General features: G+C 35.3%; 15 protein-coding genes and 1 pseudogene. 8 read left to right on the forward strand and 8 right to left on the reverse strand.

Going from position 1 to position 18,128, the window contains the following annotated elements; genetic code table 11:
• Positions 1 to 30 precede the first annotated feature (30 nt).
• From PCY06_RS04875 to PCY06_RS04890, 4 genes are read right to left on the reverse strand one after another with little or no spacing between them, the layout of a single operon-like run.
• Positions 31 to 330 carry a DUF5960 family protein gene (locus tag PCY06_RS04875; protein ID WP_001072467.1) on the reverse strand — a complete coding sequence of 100 codons (300 nt, stop codon included), beginning with the start codon at positions 328 to 330 and terminating at the stop codon, positions 31 to 33.
• Complete coding sequence (locus tag PCY06_RS04880) at positions 317 to 685, reverse strand: hypothetical protein (RefSeq protein WP_000567222.1); 369 nt, start codon at positions 683 to 685, stop codon at positions 317 to 319. Before PCY06_RS04880 ends, PCY06_RS04875 begins: the two co-directional genes overlap by 14 nt.
• A gap of 12 nt (positions 686 to 697) precedes the next feature.
• Positions 698 to 1,033, reverse strand: a complete 336-nt coding sequence (locus PCY06_RS04885; RefSeq protein ID WP_000806926.1) for a hypothetical protein — start codon at positions 1,031 to 1,033, stop codon at positions 698 to 700.
• On the reverse strand, positions 1,030 to 1,275 hold the full coding sequence (locus tag PCY06_RS04890; protein WP_001813542.1) for a hypothetical protein: 246 nt from the start codon (positions 1,273 to 1,275) through the stop codon (positions 1,030 to 1,032). Before PCY06_RS04890 ends, PCY06_RS04885 begins: the two co-directional genes overlap by 4 nt.
• A 553-nt stretch (positions 1,276 to 1,828) precedes the next feature.
• On the opposite strand from PCY06_RS04890, the pseudogene PCY06_RS10730 reads away from it, so the two are divergent.
• The 8 genes and pseudogenes from PCY06_RS10730 to xerS all read left to right on the forward strand — a co-directional run.
• Positions 1,829 to 1,948, forward strand: a pseudogene (locus tag PCY06_RS10730) (site-specific recombinase resolvase); the annotation flags it as partial.
• 244 nt (positions 1,949 to 2,192) lie between these two features.
• Positions 2,193 to 3,395, forward strand: coding sequence for an Abi family protein (locus tag PCY06_RS04895; protein WP_003007328.1), 1,203 nt, complete (start codon positions 2,193 to 2,195; stop codon positions 3,393 to 3,395).
• Between the two features lie 1,111 nt (positions 3,396 to 4,506).
• A complete protein-coding gene (locus PCY06_RS04900) occupies positions 4,507 to 5,775 on the forward strand; it encodes a site-specific integrase (protein WP_082307643.1) in 1,269 nt (422 codons plus the stop codon).
• Between the two features lie 3 nt (positions 5,776 to 5,778).
• On the forward strand, positions 5,779 to 7,629 hold the full coding sequence (locus PCY06_RS04905; RefSeq protein WP_009731043.1) for a hypothetical protein: 1,851 nt from the start codon (positions 5,779 to 5,781) through the stop codon (positions 7,627 to 7,629).
• Positions 7,626 to 9,296 (forward strand): hypothetical protein, encoded by a 1,671-nt coding sequence (locus tag PCY06_RS04910; RefSeq protein WP_036757408.1) that lies wholly within the window; start codon positions 7,626 to 7,628, stop codon positions 9,294 to 9,296. Before PCY06_RS04905 ends, PCY06_RS04910 begins: the two co-directional genes overlap by 4 nt.
• The gene (locus tag PCY06_RS04915; protein ID WP_036757412.1) at positions 9,289 to 10,002 is read left to right on the forward strand and encodes a hypothetical protein; all 714 of its coding nucleotides are present in this window, start codon (positions 9,289 to 9,291) and stop codon (positions 10,000 to 10,002) included. The genes PCY06_RS04910 and PCY06_RS04915 overlap by 8 nt, the downstream gene beginning before the upstream one ends.
• An 8-nt stretch (positions 10,003 to 10,010) precedes the next feature.
• The gene (locus PCY06_RS04920; RefSeq protein ID WP_301387087.1) at positions 10,011 to 11,858 is read left to right on the forward strand and encodes a zinc-ribbon domain-containing protein; all 1,848 of its coding nucleotides are present in this window, start codon (positions 10,011 to 10,013) and stop codon (positions 11,856 to 11,858) included.
• A gap of 273 nt (positions 11,859 to 12,131) precedes the next feature.
• Positions 12,132 to 13,202 carry a tyrosine recombinase XerS gene (gene xerS, locus PCY06_RS04925; protein WP_061595745.1) on the forward strand — a complete coding sequence of 357 codons (1,071 nt, stop codon included), beginning with the start codon at positions 12,132 to 12,134 and terminating at the stop codon, positions 13,200 to 13,202.
• Between the two features lie 45 nt (positions 13,203 to 13,247).
• Here xerS and ucpA read toward each other — a convergent pair whose 3' ends face one another.
• The 4 genes from ucpA to PCY06_RS04945 form a co-directional block, all read right to left on the reverse strand.
• The gene (ucpA, locus tag PCY06_RS04930) at positions 13,248 to 14,048 is read right to left on the reverse strand and encodes an SDR family oxidoreductase UcpA (RefSeq protein WP_082307641.1); all 801 of its coding nucleotides are present in this window, start codon (positions 14,046 to 14,048) and stop codon (positions 13,248 to 13,250) included.
• Between the two features lie 151 nt (positions 14,049 to 14,199).
• The gene (locus PCY06_RS04935; RefSeq protein WP_082307640.1) at positions 14,200 to 15,189 is read right to left on the reverse strand and encodes a lipoate--protein ligase; all 990 of its coding nucleotides are present in this window, start codon (positions 15,187 to 15,189) and stop codon (positions 14,200 to 14,202) included.
• A 66-nt stretch (positions 15,190 to 15,255) separates the two neighbouring features.
• A complete protein-coding gene (gene lpdA, locus PCY06_RS04940) occupies positions 15,256 to 16,959 on the reverse strand; it encodes a dihydrolipoyl dehydrogenase (protein WP_061595747.1) in 1,704 nt (567 codons plus the stop codon).
• Positions 16,960 to 17,037: 78 nt separating this feature from the next.
• Positions 17,038 to 18,081: a dihydrolipoamide acetyltransferase gene (locus tag PCY06_RS04945; protein ID WP_061595748.1), complete on the reverse strand. Its 1,044-nt coding sequence runs from the start codon at positions 18,079 to 18,081 to the stop codon at positions 17,038 to 17,040.
• Between the last annotated feature and the right edge of the window lie 47 nt (positions 18,082 to 18,128).

The raw sequence follows: 18,128 nt of genomic DNA on the forward strand, positions 1-18,128 counted from the left end.
TAAAAATAGGAACAGTCAATTGAACTGCTCCTATTTTTCTGCTAAATATATTGTAGTTTTCTTATATGTATAATGATAGATTAGCGGATTCTCATCTACGGTACTTACTTCAAATATGAAGAAGTGATCGCGGTTATCTCTGGACTTTTCCTTATTGAGGACAAAGTAATTCTTACGTGAAGTCGCCATTGTTTTTAGGATATCATCAGTTAGGAAGGTCAATGGAATATTCATGTTAGAGTAGCGGTAGAAGTCACGTTCAAAATCTTGGTAGCTCTCGCTATAATAGTCCATTTGTAGGTGATTACGCTGAAACTCAAGCTGATTCATAGAGCACCTCCTCGACAAGTTCAATACTAATAATGTCTTTTAATTTCAAATTGATGTGACCTGTTGTAGTTTTTATCAAAATGAAATCTTTGGTCAGACTTGGTATTGTTCCAGTGTAGGAAACACGCTTGTTTTTTTCAATCACTTGAATGCGTGTGCGTAGCTGCCCGGCGTATACTTGACTGAGGAGTAATAATTTCTTCTCTAGTGATAAGTCAGACATGTACGTTACTTTGTTTGTATCATCAGAGAGTGCTGATGCATGTTCAGATAGGAAAAAGCCCATCCATTTTTGCATCTTTGTATCCTGGTACTCTCTTGCTGATTGAAATGGTAAATATGAACGGTCAATCATATCAAATCCTTTCTATGCAGAGGCAAGGGTATTTTTATCAAATTGAATCGTAAAACCTTGAATTCCCCCACCTGTGTAACATTCTTTAAAGCGATTGATTACCTCAGTATAGATTATCACAGATGAGCTTGTTGGCTTAATGCTAAATGTAAATTCCAATGGTAATCGGTTTTCAGATTTAGCATGTACTAGTCGTATCGATATTTCAGTTGTTTTGAGTTTTCTCTGACGAAGTTTTGAAGTTGCTGTTTCAACGATTCCATGTAAAAATCTTTCAAGCATTTCAATATCATTACATCCTTTGCTACGGATTTCTGAAAATTGTACTGTATTTTTTTCTTGTTTCATTTTAATCCCTCCAATCCACCCGCGGAATGACCACCGATAAGTTTACTGCGTTCAATATTTCTGGAACCTTCAGTTAGGACGGTTCCTTTTTGTATGGCTAAAAAACCAAACTGTTCTCTGACAACATCAATAGCTGTCTGAAGTCTATTATCTTTTTCAATTTGTTCTACATCATCAAAGAGTGATAGTAGAGTATAGCTTTCATCTACGAAGCCACTATAAGATACACCAATTTGTCTCACTGCACCAGAGGTGTATTTTTTCGGAATAATACAAGTACATGACTCACCATTGTTTTGGGGAGATTTGCGGGTTCAATTTTATTCTGAGCATTTATAGATTTTTTCATCTCAGTCCTAGAATAGCCAATATGAATAGAAACGACAGTAGTCAATACTAGGGCTACTGTTCCGTTCCACAGTATCATTTAAAAATCATTTTCACACCCTTTCGTCTATTAGTATAGAAGAAAGCTCTCAGCACATGTTGAGTGTGTAAGTTTGTTAGTGAAACGTAGCTAAATCTCTCGCTTTTTTATTTCAAAGCTCCAGTGGAGCTTTGAACTCCCAAACCTTTTGAGTCCCACAGATGCATTATAACGGGGCTGTAGCATTGATGTCAAAACTTTCACCTCCTATATAAACAAATTCTATCCAACGTTTAAAAAGGATCAGTAGCTGATAATATATAGCGGTTTGCATCGTGACGACAAGTAGGTGGATTACGATTATTTGTAATTTATAAAATCTATGATGAGAGGTACGTGATTAGAGGTATCAAGTAATTTTTATTTTGCTAGAGCAAGCAACAAATCTTCTTCATAAGGACTATGCTAAGCAGATGTATCAGATACTAGATTTAGATAAATTTGAATGAGTTATGATGAATCAACTTCTAGACCACATCAGCATTTAAGAGGATAGGAAAATTAGAGTACCCTTCACAGAGGGAACTGAGGTACAGTTATAGAAAAAGAAAGGCTGTAATAACAGCTGGAAAACATTTTCGTTACAGCCTAATTTGCGTTTTTGTGGTATACTGAAATTGTTGAATGACTTTGAAAGTAAACAAGAAAAATAACTATTAAGGCTTTTATATTTGATAGTTATATTTTCGAAAATATAATATAATCAAAGATATTGCAGATGGATAATAAAATATGACTAGAGAAAAAGCGTTTAAAACTATTGAAGAGCAGATTTTGATTCAACGGGGCAGGAATTTGAAGATTACCGATGAGCCAGGGATGGTAAGTTTTATTCAGCAGAAAAATTATTTTAATTCTATAAATGGTTTTGAAACTATTTTTTTGGAGACCTCTAACCCTAAAAAATATATGAAAAGAGTCTCTTTTAAAGATTTTGAGAGAATATACACATTGGATAGAAATATAGCTAAGTACCTATTTCAAGAAATCGAAAAGATTGAGGTTGAACTGAAGTCGAGAATTGCATACGAATTTTCAAAAGTTCATTGCAATAATGGTATTGCTTCTAACTTAAAGTATTTAGATATCAATTGTTATGTGCTACCGATAGCACACAATCGAAATTCTTTTACAGAGTATTTTTATACTCATGGAGATAATAAAAAAACGCATTCTTTTTTTAGAGTGCATACTATTTCTGCCAAGATTAAAGATGTAATGTTTACAGGTAAAATTAGTACCTCTCATACTCGTAACGGAGATGTATATTACAACCTAGAAGGTGATTTTGATGGAATAGTTGATGACCTTAAAATAAATCAATATCGAGGGAGATTTTCAATAAAAGCTTCTAATACTCCTAGTAATATTTCTTCATTAAACGGTTCTATGAATGTGACGATTCAAATTAATAACATAGAGGGAAGATTTTTTGAATTATCTTATTCAGACTTCTGTAAAATTAAATATCCATATATTTCTAGCTATAAAAATCCTCCGCTTTGGGTTATTATTGATACACTAATGTTGAATGACTTGCTGGTTTTATTCCAAGGATTAGACATTGCTATACAAAATAAAATTATGAGTGAGATGGGATTTGATTCCTCTATTAGTGGGAGTCGAGAAAAATTCATTAACGCTTGTGAAATACTGCGTGAGTTGAGAAACCAATTGGCACACTTTGGTCTCATAACCAGATATAGGACGGGAAATAGTATTCTAATCAATAGACTTTTTATCTCTGATTTGTTACTTACTCCTAAAAGGAATAATAGAGTTTTAAAGTTTTATCAAGGTTTAAAAATTTTAAATTCTTTTAATAGATTCTCTCTTAAAAGGATTGATCGAGCTATTCAATCATATTATTTAAAAAATATGTTACTATTGAAGTTTGATATTAATAAAAATTTTTTTAATAGAATTGGCAAGTAAGTGTTGCAAAAAGTTGCTGGTTATGATAGAATAATATAGTTATATTTTAGTGCCACGACGGCGTGAAATCCTTGAAAGAGGTTTTCAAAAAGTCATAAGGGGGAAGGTTAATAAACTTTCCTCCTTATTTTATTTATTTAGATAAGTTGAAAATAGTGTTGAAGATGTTTGATTTCTGAAGTACCTTGAATTGTATAGAGTTTACATGCAGTTTAGAATTTCTGATTTATTATCCAGAGGATAGAACCGCTTATTGAAGATATTTTAGAAAGTTAGTCATTACCAAAGTTAATATTTATTTCTACAGTATAATTCTAAAATCACTTTTTTTCTCTTTCGTCTATTAGTATAGAAAAAAGCTAACACTACATGTGGAGTGTGTGAGTTTGTTAGTGAAACGAAACTAATCCTCAAAAGGTTTCCCAAAACTTTTGAGTCCCACAGACGCATCATGAGGAGAAATCATGAGGGATATTATCAGTTGAATAAGTAAGAGTATAATCTACATCTCCAAAGTAGGAGTGGCTAGTTCCAGCAGAAAGACCTTCATAGGTTTTATAACTGAATAGATCGACTTACTTTGTTGTCGAATTTTTCCTGTTCTTCAAGTAATTCTGAGGAATAGACGACAACTTTAAAATCAAATAAGCTAAAAACGCTCTAAAATCATTAAATTGATATTAAAGTGTTTTTTATTGTCAAAATATACAATTGAAAAAATTTCCAGCTTTTTTAAAATCACTATCTCAGATGACAATTTAATCAAAATATGATATAATACAGAAAAAGTAAAAATAACAAAAGTAACTTACAAAAGTAAAAGAAAAAAAGTAAATAGATAGCCACGGCGGATATTCCTTTCATCGTTTAGAAGGAGTTGCTGTGGTTATCGTTGTTGCTGAGCTAATTAATTGCTCTTATTACTTTGATGAAGTTACTTTTATTATTGAATTAATTTAAATAATAATAACGATCAATGAAAGTACTCATCGATATTCCCTTTATGCAGTTTAGAGCACAAAGGAAAATGGTACTGATTTGATCGTTTTTTTGTGTATTGACATCCTAAACCCCAGTCAGAACCTTCAGTCATATTAAACAAGGAGATAACATGAGATTTGTTGTATATAAACATTCACTGGTTTTAGGTGATAACAACATCGTGACAAAGCAATTTATCGTTCTGAAACACGATGACGGCAACTTACAATTTACTGATTTTCATCGTTATGTTAAATCTACTTCAAGAATCAAGTCGATTTCAGATGATGGGAATAAACGCTTTTCTTACGTTGTTAAGTTTCTTAATTTCATATTTGGTACTCTTGGACTTAAAAGTGTAGATCAACTTACACTTGAGATGGTCAGAGAGTTTTTTACGCTTTATGGATTATCTCAGTTACCTGAAGATAGCGGGAAAAGAAAGAAAAGCACTGTTGAAAAATGCGTAAATGCAATTCTCGACTTCTTAACTCTTTATTTAAGTGAGCGAGAGGGAAAGGCTAAGTTAAAAGCAGAAGAATTGTATACTACGACAACTTTTACGAATAGTAGAGGACGGGTTATAAAGCGTAAAGAACCAAATTTTGAAATCTACGTGGATGATAGCAACACTGAGAAAGCTATTTTTCGCGATATGCCAAATAGTGCTTTTGAGATGTTGTTTTCTCACATTGCACACTATCATAAGGATTTACTCATGGTTGTGGCCTTGGGGGCCTTTGTTGGCTTAAGACCATCAGAAGCATGTAACGTAAGACGTGAAGATAGTCCTCTAGGACCAGGTATTTTATTTCACCAAAGTGATGGTCAAGTATTTAAGATTGAGATCGATCTACGAAAAGAAATACCTCTTAGAAGCGATTTAAAGCCGATTGGACGGATTAAAAAGGAAAGACTTCAAGCAGTACCTTATATCTTCTTGGAGGTCTTTTTAGACACTTATAACGACTATATGAGTTATCTGGAAGGTAAGAAGTATGAGAAGGACTATGGGCCATTAAATCTTAACAGACGAGGAAAAGCATTATCATACGATGTATACTATCAACGTTTTCGTAAGATTATTCGTGAAGAGATGATCCCAATCTTCTTAAAGTCCGATGATGCAGAGGTTGTTTTCTTCGGTCAACTTTTACAGGAACATAATATTTCCCCACATATTTTCAGACACTGGTACACGACACAGTTAGTCTTATCTGGGGTTTCTGAGATTAGTGAACTCATGTCTGCAAGAGGTGATAAATCTCCTGAGAGTGCTTGGGTTTACCTGCAAAATAAAGGTGAAATCGCAAAACAATATGGTCAAGTCAACAATGGCGTTTTTGACTATATGAATTGGCAAGCAAATGAACTTTTTGGTGATAAGTTAGAAAGGTAATGTATGACTTATTCAATTAAATCTTTGATTGAAAATCTGTTAAGTGAACTCGGAAAAAACGATATACAGTATAAAGGCAAAATTAGTAAGTTTTTAGTTGATAACAATTGGTTTAACATAGAAATTGATTTGGATAACTATTCTATCTCAGATAAAGAGGCTCAATTATTAATAGAAAAAATAACCAATTATCTTCTTGGACCAACTGGTTTAGCAGGAATTCAGCCTATATTTAAACAAAAATTCCCATTAACTTACAAATATTTTCAGCAATACTCAGAAGATAGCAACTTATCTAAAGAAAACATCTTTTATGTTCAAGATTTTCTTGCTTATTATCTAAAAAGAGATTTATTCCTCTGTAATGATAATGAAATTGAATTGTTGGTTGAAGAAGCAGTATATGCACTTGAAAAGCAAAAAGGCGAAGTTTTTATTGATTTTTTAAAGTGGTTAATGAATAAAACGAGATGTAACTATCACAAAAGATATGAATTTACACCTCGATACACATTAGAACAGGAGACTAACGCTTATGAGTTAGACGAATATTTAGAATTACTGTATTTTCTTTTTAATGACGATTACATTAGAAAAGAAGATATGCTTTATAAAGCAGCAATCTCAAAAGACTACGCAGATACATGGCTATTTCTAGCACTTCATTTTATATGTGCGCTACGTGGAACAGATTTAGAACAACTTGGGCATCCACAACTTCCTAGAACACCAAAAGAAGTTCTAAAATCAGTTAGAAGTGGGGATTGGAGTAGCAGTGAGGCAAGAAGAACTCTTTTAAGTATTACAACTCGTTTAACTTATTTAAATATTACTCCAAACAAAACAAAGGGAACTAAAAATATTAGTCAGATTAAATTTCAGGTCCCTGAGAGCTGTCAGGTATTGATTGGAACGTTGTTGGCTATCTGTGAAGCTCATTATCAGTTGAATAAAGATAATAATAATGAACCTTTAATTCGACAAATAAAAGAATATAAACGAATTAGCCGATATATGGGGAAAGAAATTGGAGACTTATTTCTTGAAAGGAATTTTAGTTCTAGATCTGCAAATAAATCCTATCTTCAAACTGTTGCCATGTTAGCAGATGATGTTTTGCAAGAAAAATCTGAGTTAAATATTAAAGGCTATTTTTTAGCTGCATTAGCCCGTAGCCATAAAGGTTCATTCGATGAATTTGCTCAAACCACAACAACGTACCTAAAAGATGCCCAACTAAGTCAGCTTAAACCAGAAATGGTTGCGAGAGAACTATTTGAACGAGGTGTTTTATCTATGATTCCATCAATGCTCCTGACGATTGTTACCAGAGGAAAGTATAAAGAATTAAGTCCTAGTCAACAAACTCAGATGATTAAACAGTTAGATTTGACACCAAATGAGATCGAAAAAACATTGGCTTTAAGTATTCAGGCAGAAGTGAAATCGCAAAAGGCATTAAAGATTTTGGTAGAAGAAGAAGCAGAGCCTAATCAACTTCTTACTATTTGTCATCGTATAGGAAACGGTGAAGCCTTCTCAAAACAAGGTGAAAGCATGTGTCTTTTGTCTGCACTTGGAAAGATTTGTCCATATGACGATAGACAACATTGCATCGGTTGTCATTATGAACTACAAACTAAATCTACTTTATTGTTATTAGTAGGAGAATTCAATCGTTTGAACAAACAATACTCTAGAGTTCGAACTGATTTAGAAAAAGGTAAAATTCGGAGTATTTTAGAAGAACAAATAAAACCTTGTTTAACTGAAATGTTGCAAGCTTTATGCGAGCAATATGGGGATGACGTGTTGCATGATTACGAAGAAATAATAAAGGAGTTAATAAATTGAACAATCAAGCTAAACTTTTTAAAACTGAAAATTATTTTGAACCATTTAACTGTGATTGTGTTCTGCGAGCAAAAGAAGTTTTCGATGATTATTTTGAAAAAGGAATTATTCTAAGTTACGATTTTGATCATAAGAAATGGGAAACTACAAATGAATATGCCAATATTAGCCTGTTTTTTAACATTCCTGAGTTTCAATATAGGAGATTTTATCAATCAATTTTTCAGTTGCCTTATAAGGAATTTATCGATTACTTAAAAAGTTTTATTGTTTTCTCAATGAAACAACATGTTTTAGAAACTTTGCAGCTATTTCTAAGAGATATTAAACGTATTATCAAAAATACAACCAAAGATACGTTTTTAGATTTAGAAAATATCTCTGTAATATTTCCTGGTTTATGTATTGACTTTTTCTCAAATCTTCCCTGTTCAGATGATATTCAACTAAGTCAACTATTGGAGCAATTGGATAATAAATTAACTCTCAACCTTCAAAAAAGGCAGAAGTCAAAACAGCAAAGACAATTAGCGCAATTTCAATCCTATTTTACTTTTAATGACATTTTAAATGATTATTGGTCTCAAACATTATCTAAGAAAGAACGTCTATTTTATTATCCATTGTATCTCTGGTGGCAGATTACAGCGATTTTACCCTTAAGGCCAAGAGAATTTCTTTTAATTCAAAGAAACTGTTTGACCGAGAAAGATGGAAAATATTTTCTTACATTAAGGAGAAATATAATCAAAGGAAGGGATCGACTTGTTGAACATAAAATTTCTGAAGATTATATTTTGAATACTTATGAAATTACTAATTCATTAGCTTCTGAAATAAAGACTTATCTCAAACTTACGGAAAATGATCGGTCTACTAAATTAGATACATTATTTGTGACCGATCCCCATTATAATCGTTGGGGTCGTCGAACAGGTGTTAATAACCGATTTTTAACTTACACTAATCTCAATACTATTTTGAGGTATTTTTTTAATGAGATAATTTCTCAAAAATACGGTTATCAAGTTAATTATTTTAGTTTTCCAGTTAGATTAGATGAAAACGAGATTAATTTGATTCATATTGGTGATACGAGACATATTGCAATGATCAATTTAATTGCAGAAGGGGCTAGTCCTGTTACAGCTATGCTTTTAGCTGGTCATGAAAGTGTGACAACTTCATCTCACTATTTTTCAAATTTAAGCCAATTTATTGAATGTCGTAGTTATCAAATGTATCGTAAACTAACGAGTAAAAACACGAATTACGCCATAAGTAAGAGGCAGCCATTTTATACAGCACAAGGACAATACATCACTTTAGAAAATAAAGGACGGTGTTACTCACCCCGCTTTGCGAAAGGTGATTATTCAGATTGTCTGAAAGTTATTAGTGAGCATGCAGAACTAGGTGCTTGTACGAGCTGTCCTTTTTACCGTAAAGCAGGTAAAGATTATTTTTCAATGGATAAATCATTTAAAAAGTCAGTTGATGAAAAAGCTATGGTTGTAAATGAAGCGATTAGAAAAGTTAGACAAGGGAAGGGTCATATTGAAGATATTGGAGAAGCTTTGTTGAAATTAAAAACAGTTAGCAATACCTATCAAGATTACTTAAATGCTAAACAACTATCTTTAGAGGAGAATAAGTCTAATGGCTAGAAAGAAATCAATTTCTGATGATGAATTGATTCATTTGTTTGAACAGTATTTAATTTCCCAGTGTTCCTGTGATTTAAGCTTGGTAAAAATTCCTCGGTTCGGTGACTATGTGAGGAATCATGGCTATCAAAATGTTGCGGATACAACCATTAGACGTAATAAAAGATTCAGGGATTTTTTAAAAGAAAGTGAAATTAAATATCAAGATGAAAATTATGAGACTGTGATTACTTACAAGACCATAGATCCTGACAATTTTATAGCAAAAAATCGTACTCCAGGTTCTATGAAAAGAGCATTGGTGGAAATTAGCCAATACTATAAGAAAATAGCAAATATTGCGGCTAGCTATAAACAAGAAGCAGATAAATTACGTGCTTTAAATTCTGAACTACAGTCAACTAATGAAGATTTAAAACAGAAGCTACAAAGAGAAAATGAGTTAAGTGATGAGAATCAAAAACTATTACAAATAATCAAAACAAGTGTCTATCCAGAAATTGCGAATGAGCTTTTAAAAGAAGAGGGATTGCTAAAATATTCTCAAAAGGTTATCAGTGAGGATTTCCTAGTAGACAATATCATTACTGCTGAATCAGAAATAGATTTTCATTCTGGTGGTTTTATTGAACAAGAAAATCCTCAAAAATCAACTAAAGTGGTTTCTATTAAAAACTTACTGGACAGCAAAACTAATTATAAATGAGGAAAGAAATGAACAAGAAAGTTAAAGATAATCCAGCTATTTACATGTACTGGGATCAAAAACGAAATGTTCTTGACCCCAAAAAATTGTCGTCAAATAGTTTAAAATATGCCTATTGGTCTTGCCCTTATTGTCAACACCATTGGGAAGCGAAAATCATTGATGTGCAGCTTGACAGTTATGAATATCTTAGGTGTTGCCCCCATTGTGGATTAGGTGAACGTTCCATTGATGAAAATGAGAGTGTTCTTCAGGTTTATCCCGATTTCAGAAATTATATAAACTACAGCATTGAGCAAGATGAAGAATTAGATGAGAAACTTCTTACTTTGTCGTTCAATAGTAAAAGAAAGTTCAATTTTAAATGTCCGACTTGTCAATTAAGTTGGAAAGATTCTGCGACAAATAAAAGGTTATTCCAACTAACAAGTGGGGATTTATTTCATTTTGGTTGCAATGAAACTACCTATCATTGCGATTACAAATCTGTCTATCCAAATTTAGCTAAAATCTATAGTGATCATTTAAACAAATTTAAATTTAACGAACTGAAGCTGAGTTACAATATAACAGTACCTATTCATTGGGAATGTGATAAGTGTCATTGCAAATTTGAATTATCTATTGATAGATTATTGAACCGAATTAAAAGAAGCGGTCATTACTGTTCGGAGTGTCATTCTTCATTTGAAGAGTTATTGGATAAAGATTTTGATGTTTCTCCTCTATCTTTTTTAAATTCTTCCATGCTCAAGGAGTGGTCTAAAAGGAACAATATTACACCTAATCAAGTTGATGTATTATCTAATGTTCATGTGTTATGGGAATGTACGAATTGTCACGGAGAGTATTCATGTTCTCTATTTGAAAAAACAGATAGGTCTTGTCCATTTTGTTCAAATAGAGAAAAACTTCAGGATTTTAATACACTAAACGAAACACATCCCTATTTGAGGGAATTTTGGGACCTCAGTAATGAAAGGGATTTTTCCGAATATTGGTTTAAGTCAAATAATGTAGTTAGTTGGGTTTGTCCTTGTTGTAAAATCAACTTTCAATGTAGCCCAGCCGAAATGATCAGTCGAACTGATTTAGAAAATCAAAACTTTCAAACATGTCCTAATCAATGTGACTGGAGGACTGAGGTATTTAAAAATAATATTTTCCTTAAAGAGCCAAAGCTGATTAAAGAATGGAGTGATAAAAATAATATTCCTATTCATTTAGCTCAGACAACAATTGAGACCAAAAAATATTGGTGGGATTGTTCAAAGTGTCATGGGACATATTTATGTTCTATCCCAATTCGAAGAGAAGTTTCTCAGTGTTGTCCTTACTGCAACAATGATAAGCCCCTGAAGGGGTTTAATACATTTGATTACTTATACCCTGAACTAGCAAAATTGTGGGCACCAAATAATAAAGTCCCTATAGATAGTTTTGTTCCATTATTAACTGAAAAAAGGTTCTATTTATGGCTCTGCAAAGAATGTAACTTTGAATTTCATGAGCGCTTCAGCATTATATTAAATAAGTATTTAAGTTCCGAGATAAAAGATCTTAAAGAAATGTGTCCATTTTGTGCAGAATTAAAAGAAAGACAAGATAATATCTCTTTTGAAGATTTAATGAATGAGTGGGACTACCTTAATAATCTTATTCTAGGAGATCCAGAAAGAATCACAAATAGTACGAAATTAAGATTTTGGTGGATTTGTAAGAACAATCCAGAGCATCGTTATAGAATGGCTATCGTAGATAAGATTGCAAATATAAAACGATCTATCGAGCCATGCATGTTTTGTAAAGGGCGTAGACGAAAAAGAGAACATTTTGTCCCTTATAGGAAAATTTAAAAACAAGTTCAAATTTGAACTTGTTTTTTTATCATAGATTTTTATAAAGTACATTATTTTAAAAGATTGTATTTTTAGTTTTCAAGTAGATAATGTACAGAATTTAAGTATGCGAAAGATTTAGTTTTCGCGGGAATAAAGTACATTTTTTGCTCAAAAAAAAATTTTTGTTAACTCCTTTATGCCTTCTTTCATCTTTCCGAAAAACTATAATTTTCTTGAAAAATATATCTAGATATGCTATACTACTATTATAAAAAACGGAGAAATATGATGAGACGTGAACTGTTATTAGAAAGAATTGATAAACTTAAAGCCACTATGCCCTGGTACATTCTGGAATATTACCAGTCTAAACTGGCAGTGCCTTATAGTTTTACAACCTTATATGAATATCTCAAAGAATATGATCGCTTTTTTAACTGGGTGCTAGAATCTGGTATAACGAATGCTTCGCATATTGCTGAGATCCCTCTCTCTGTCTTGGAAAACATGACCAAGAAAGACATGGAAGCTTTTATTCTGTATCTGCGAGAGCGCCCGCTTCTCAATGCTAACACCACCCAAAACGGTGTTTCCCAGACAACCATTAACCGAACACTTTCTGCTTTGTCTAGTCTCTATAAGTATTTGACTGAGGAAGTTGAAAACGAGCAGGGTGAGCCTTACTTCTATCGAAATGTGATGAAAAAGGTTGCTACCAAGAAGAAAAAGGAAACTCTGGCTGCCCGTGCAGAAAATATTAAGCAGAAGCTCTTTTTAGGGGATGAGACGGAAGAATTTCTCCAATATATCGATACTGAGTATCCTAAGAAGCTCTCTAACCGTGCGCTATCCTCCTTCAACAAGAACAAAGAACGAGATTTAGCCATCATTGCCTTGTTGCTAGCCTCTGGTGTTCGTCTGTCTGAAGCTGTCAATCTGGACCTAAAAGACATCAATCTCAAAATGATGGTCATTGAAGTGACAAGAAAAGGCGGAAAAAGGGACTCTGTCAACGTTGCTGCCTTTGCAAAGCCTTATTTAGAAGAGTATCTGAGCATTCGGAGTAAGCGATATAAGGCCGAAAAGACTGATACAGCCTTCTTTTTGACTGAATATCGTGGCATCCCTAATCGAATCGATGCTTCCAGTGTCGAAAAAATGGTGGCAAAGTATTCTGAGGACTTCAAGGTGCGAGTGACCCCTCACAAGCTCCGCCATACGCTTGCTACACGTTTATACGATGCAACCAAATCTCAAGTTCTCGTCAGTCATCAGCTAGGACATGCTAGCACTCAGGTAACAGACCTCTACACCCACATTGTCAATGACGAGCAAAAGAATGCTTTGGATAAATTATAGCAAAAAACATTACATAATAATGGTTATGTAATGTTTTTTGCTTAATTAATGATCTGTCCCCATACTTAGCGTTTCTGGAAGAGTGCTGCCTCCATCAATTACAATTTGAGAACCGGTTAGATAAGAAGATTCATCACTACCTAGAAAAGCAAACAACTCGCCAACTTCTGTTGGTTTTGCCAATCTTTTCATTGGGACTGCTGAAGCAATATCTTGGATAGGTTCTTCTGGATTAATAGGATTAGATTCAAGAGCCATTTTTTCAACCATGGGTGTTCGAGCATAGCCTAATTGAGTACAGTTTATCCGAATATTTTTGTGGGCGTATTCTACTGCTAGTGCTTTTGTTAAACCAACAAGAGCTGACTTTGTCATTGCATAAGCCGCTTCCCCCGCATCTGCCACAAGGTCTCCAGTGACAGAAGAAGCTATGACGATTGAACCATATCCTTGTTTTAGCATAGGTTTTAAAGAAGCTTGGCAACTATTCCACACACCTTTAATATTGACGTCAATATGCTGATCACGTATTTGGTCGGACATTTGATCAAATGGTGCCAAGCGACAAATACCAGCATTACAACAGGCAATATCTAGGCTACCAAACTTTTCAAGTGTTAGAGTGACTGCTTCTTCTATGTCTTGTCTATTACTAACATCACCTATAAAACTAATAATATCTTGATGGTAATAATCTCTTAACTTCTGAGCAGTTACTTCGACGTGAGGATCTAAATCAAAAAGACATAATTTTGCGCCATATTTGGCATAGACTTGAGCAATTCCTTCACCTAATCCAACAGCTGCACCAGTAATTAAAGCAATTTTTCCGCTTAATTTATCCATAGCTAGTAATCCTTTCTAATAAACTTGATTGGCGTTGTCTTCTCTTTTAGTTTAATACTTTGTGAAAAGCTTGTCAAACTAAGGATGTTTTTTATTTTTATAATAAAAAAATCAAGAAGATTTTACTTCTCGATTTAAATTTAAAAGATTTTTACCGTACAACAGCTTCAGCAATCTCTTGTCTGCTAATTCCAGCAAAGTAGCGGCTAATATCAATCGTTTCAAGAGCTTCAAGGACATCTTCTCGTTCGTATTTAACACCACGTAACACATCTTCTACTGCTGCTACGTCTTCAATACCAAAGAAGTCTCCATAGATTTTAATATCCTGAATCTTGGATTCAACAACATTGGCAAAGATTTCTACCTTACCGCTGGTAAACTTGGTGCCTCGACGCACATTATATTCAGGCGATTTACCATAGTTCCAGTCCCAAGTTCCAAATTTGCTATCTCTGATTTTCTTGATTTCTTCCAATTCTTTCTCAGAGAAGACATATTCTGTCATTTCTGGATATTCTTTCTTCATATAGTCCAGAAGCAGGTCGCGAAATTCTTCGACAGTAATCTTTTCTGGCAATTCATTGACAATATTTGTCACGCGGGCACGGACGGATTTAACCCCTTTTGATTCGAACTTGTCTTTAGAAACCTTAAGGGCATTGGCCAAGACAGACAAATCAACATCAAAGAGCAGGCAACCATGGTGCATGATACGGCCGTTAATATAGGCCTGAGCATTACCACAGAACTTCTTGCCATCAATCTCTAGGTCATTGCGGCCAGTGAATTCAGCTTTTACCCCAAGCTCTGCCAAGGTATTGATAACTGGCGTAGAGAAACTCTTGAAGTCAAAAGCACGATCTTCGCTTTCCTTGGAGATAATGGTGTAGTTGAGGTTGTTCAGATCATGATAAACAGCTCCTCCACCGCTGATACGACGCACGACCTCAATGCCATGCTCACGAACGTAGTCACGGTTGATTTCTTCGATGGTATTTTGGTGACGCCCCACGATGATAGAAGGTTTGTTAATCCAGAGCAGGAAAATTTCATCCTCATTTAAGAGGTGTTTGAAAGCATATTCTTCCAGAGCAATATTAAAAGCTGTGTCATTTGAGTAGTTAACAATGTATTTCATAAGCTTCCTCTTTATACGATAGAGACTGGAACAATGATTTATGCCCAGTCTAATCTATCTTTTAAATTATTTTTTCTTAGGTGAGTGAACTGCCAATCCCAGTACATCAGCAAATGCTTCGTACATAACTTCTGAGAAGGTTGGGTGACCGTGAATAGTCTTAAGCATTTCTTCTACGGTGATTTCCATTTCGATGATGGTTGATGCTTCATTGATCAATTCTGCAGCTGCAGGACCGATGATATGAACACCGAGCACTTCACCGTACTTCTTGTCAGCAATGACTTTAACGAAGCCTTGAGCTGCATCCGAAGCAATGGCACGGCCATTAGCAGCAAAGTTGAACTTACCAATCGCTACATCGTATTTTTCACGAGCTTGCTCTTCTGTCAAACCAACTGCTGCTACTTCTGGCAGGGTGTAGATAGCTGCAGGCGTCAGATTGAGTTTAGCAACATGGTGATTACCTTTCAGAGCATTTTCAGCAGCAACTTCACCCATACGGAAGGCTGCATGAGCCAGCATCTTAGTACCATTGATATCTCCTGGCGCGTAAATACCTGGAACAGAAGTCTCCATATACTCATTGACCTTAATGCGGCCGCGATCCAATTCGAACTCGACCTCACCGATGCCTTCTAGGTCTGGCACGCGTCCGATAGAAAGCAGGGCCTTATCTGCTAGAATATCTTCTTTTCCTTCAACCTTGATACGGAGTTTTCCGTTTTCTTCGATGATTTCTTCCAACTTAGTTTCAGTTAGAATTGTCATGCCCTTGCGCTCCAGAATGAGGCGAAGGTTTTTAGAAACTTCCGCATCCATAGCAGGTACAATACGGTCCATCATTTCGATAACAGTGACTTTTGATCCAAATGTCATGAAGGCTTGTCCAAGCTCAATACCGACAACACCACCACCGATAATTACCAGATTTTCAGGCACTTCGTTCATTTCCAGAATATCATCGCTGGTCATAACAAGAGATGACTCCATACCAGGAACATTGATCTTGCTGACTTTTGAACCACCAGCAAGGATAATCTTCTTCGTTTCTAGCAGCTCGCTGCCGTTTACAAGAACATTCTTGTCTTTAGTAATGGTACCAATTCCTTTATGAACATCTACGCCATAGCTGCGAAGAAGGCCAGCAACACCGCCAACAAGGGTATTTACGACCTTGTTTTTAGTTTCAAGGACCTTGTCCATGTCTACTGAGAAGCTTGGATTTTCGATAATGATACCGCGGTTAGCAGCGTGACCAAGGTTTTCAATGATTTCAGCATTGTGCAGGTAAGTCTTAGTAGGGATACAGCCACGGTTCAGGCAGGTCCCACCGAGCTCAGACTTCTCAACCAAGGCAATCTTACCGCCTAACTGAGCGGCTTTGATGGCTGAGACATAACCAGCAGGACCGCCGCCAATCACAACGATATCAAAGGCATCATCGCTCTTGCCATCGTCGTTTGAGGCACTAACTGTAGGCGCTGGGCTAGCTTCTGGCGCTGCTGTTCCAGCTGTTGGAATGTTTTCGCCTTCTTCTCCTAAATAACCAATGACTTCCGTTACTGGAACAGTTTCTCCGTCACCTTTGAGAATGGCAATCAGGTAGCCGTCTTCCTCAGCTTCCAATTCCATGCTGACCTTGTCAGTCATGATTTCCAGAAGGATTTCCCCTTCTTTGACAAATTCGCCGACTTTCTTATTCCATTGGACAATTTGCCCTTCGGTCATATCTACGCCGGCTTTTGGCATAATTACTTCTAAAGCCATCTTTATTTCCTTTTCTAATTTCGTTTTTCACTTGCTGAGCGCTTCTTTGCTTTTGAGAATAGCAAAGAAAATAAAATCTTATACCAACATCGAAATTGGATCTTCAATCAAAGCCTTCAAATCCTTCATAAACTTAGCTCCAGCCATTCCGTCAACAACACGGTGGTCAATAGTCAAGCCCAGACTCATAATTGGCCGGATAACAATTTCGCCATTAACAACGACAGGTTTCTCAACTGTTGAGCTAACTCCGAGAATAGCTGAGTTTGGTTGGTTGATAATTGGCCCAAAGGACTGAACACCAAACATACCCAAGTTACTGATTGTAAATGTTGAATTTTGCAATTCACTTGGAGCCAATTTACCATCTAAGGTACGACCAATCACATTCTTAAAGGCTACAACCAACTCTGACAAGCTCATTTTTTCAGCATTATAGACAACAGGTGTCATCAATCCGTTATCCATACCAACTGCCATCGCAAGGTTGACATAGTTGTGAGTGATAATGGTCTTGCCATCTTCTGTCAATGAAGCGTTGATGTAAGGATGTTTCATCAATGTTTTCACAACAGCGAGTGAAAGAAGGTCTGTTACAGTAGTCTTCTTACCAGTTGCTTCCATAATTGGCTCAAGAACCTTCTTACGAAGAGCCAGCATTTCAGTCATATCAACTTCATAGTTGAGTGTGAAAGTTGGCGCAGTTAGGTAAGATTCAACCATACGTTGCGCGATAACCTTACGCATTGGTGTCATTGGAATACGCTCAATCTCACCATAAGGAGTGACATTATCAGGCACTTCTTCCTCTTTTTCGATTTGAGCAGGAGACTTGATGGTGTCGTTTTCGATATTTTCAGGAAGCAAGGCCAAAACATCCTTCTTCATTATCTTACCACGATGACCAGTTCCTTGAATTTCCTGCCAAGCAATGTTATGTTCGAGGGCAATTCGTTTTGCAAGTGGCGAAATGCGAACCACATTTGTGTCTTTATAAGTTTCCACGTCTTCTTTGTGGACACGACCGTTTGCACCTGAGCCAGAAACATCGTAGAGGTTGATCCCTAGATCATCCGCTAACTTTCTAGCCGCAGGAGTCGCTCTTAGCTTGTCATCAGCCATGACCTCTCCAATTCTAATTATGATACTAAGGGCGTTAAAAGTCAAAG

The sequence above is a fragment of the Streptococcus sp. SG1 genome (genome assembly GCF_030439935.1).
Lineage (GTDB): Bacteria > Bacillota > Bacilli > Lactobacillales > Streptococcaceae > Streptococcus > Streptococcus gordonii.

Coding starts and splice junctions, on each gene's coding strand:
- PCY06_RS04875 (WP_001072467.1), bottom strand. CDS start 330: ATGAATCAGCTTGAGTTTCAGCGTAATCACCTACAAATGGACTATTAT.
- PCY06_RS04880 (WP_000567222.1), bottom strand. CDS start 685: ATGATTGACCGTTCATATTTACCATTTCAATCAGCAAGAGAGTACCAG.
- PCY06_RS04885 (WP_000806926.1), bottom strand. CDS start 1,033: ATGAAACAAGAAAAAAATACAGTACAATTTTCAGAAATCCGTAGCAAA.
- PCY06_RS04895 (WP_003007328.1), top strand. CDS start 2,193: ATGACTAGAGAAAAAGCGTTTAAAACTATTGAAGAGCAGATTTTGATT.
- PCY06_RS04900 (WP_082307643.1), top strand. CDS start 4,507: ATGAGATTTGTTGTATATAAACATTCACTGGTTTTAGGTGATAACAAC.
- PCY06_RS04905 (WP_009731043.1), top strand. CDS start 5,779: ATGACTTATTCAATTAAATCTTTGATTGAAAATCTGTTAAGTGAACTC.
- PCY06_RS04915 (WP_036757412.1), top strand. CDS start 9,289: ATGGCTAGAAAGAAATCAATTTCTGATGATGAATTGATTCATTTGTTT.
- PCY06_RS04920 (WP_301387087.1), top strand. CDS start 10,011: ATGAACAAGAAAGTTAAAGATAATCCAGCTATTTACATGTACTGGGAT.
- xerS (WP_061595745.1), top strand. CDS start 12,132: ATGAGACGTGAACTGTTATTAGAAAGAATTGATAAACTTAAAGCCACT.
- ucpA (WP_082307641.1), bottom strand. CDS start 14,048: ATGGATAAATTAAGCGGAAAAATTGCTTTAATTACTGGTGCAGCTGTT.
- PCY06_RS04935 (WP_082307640.1), bottom strand. CDS start 15,189: ATGAAATACATTGTTAACTACTCAAATGACACAGCTTTTAATATTGCT.
- lpdA (WP_061595747.1), bottom strand. CDS start 16,959: ATGGCTTTAGAAGTAATTATGCCAAAAGCCGGCGTAGATATGACCGAA.
- PCY06_RS04945 (WP_061595748.1), bottom strand. CDS start 18,081: ATGGCTGATGACAAGCTAAGAGCGACTCCTGCGGCTAGAAAGTTAGCG.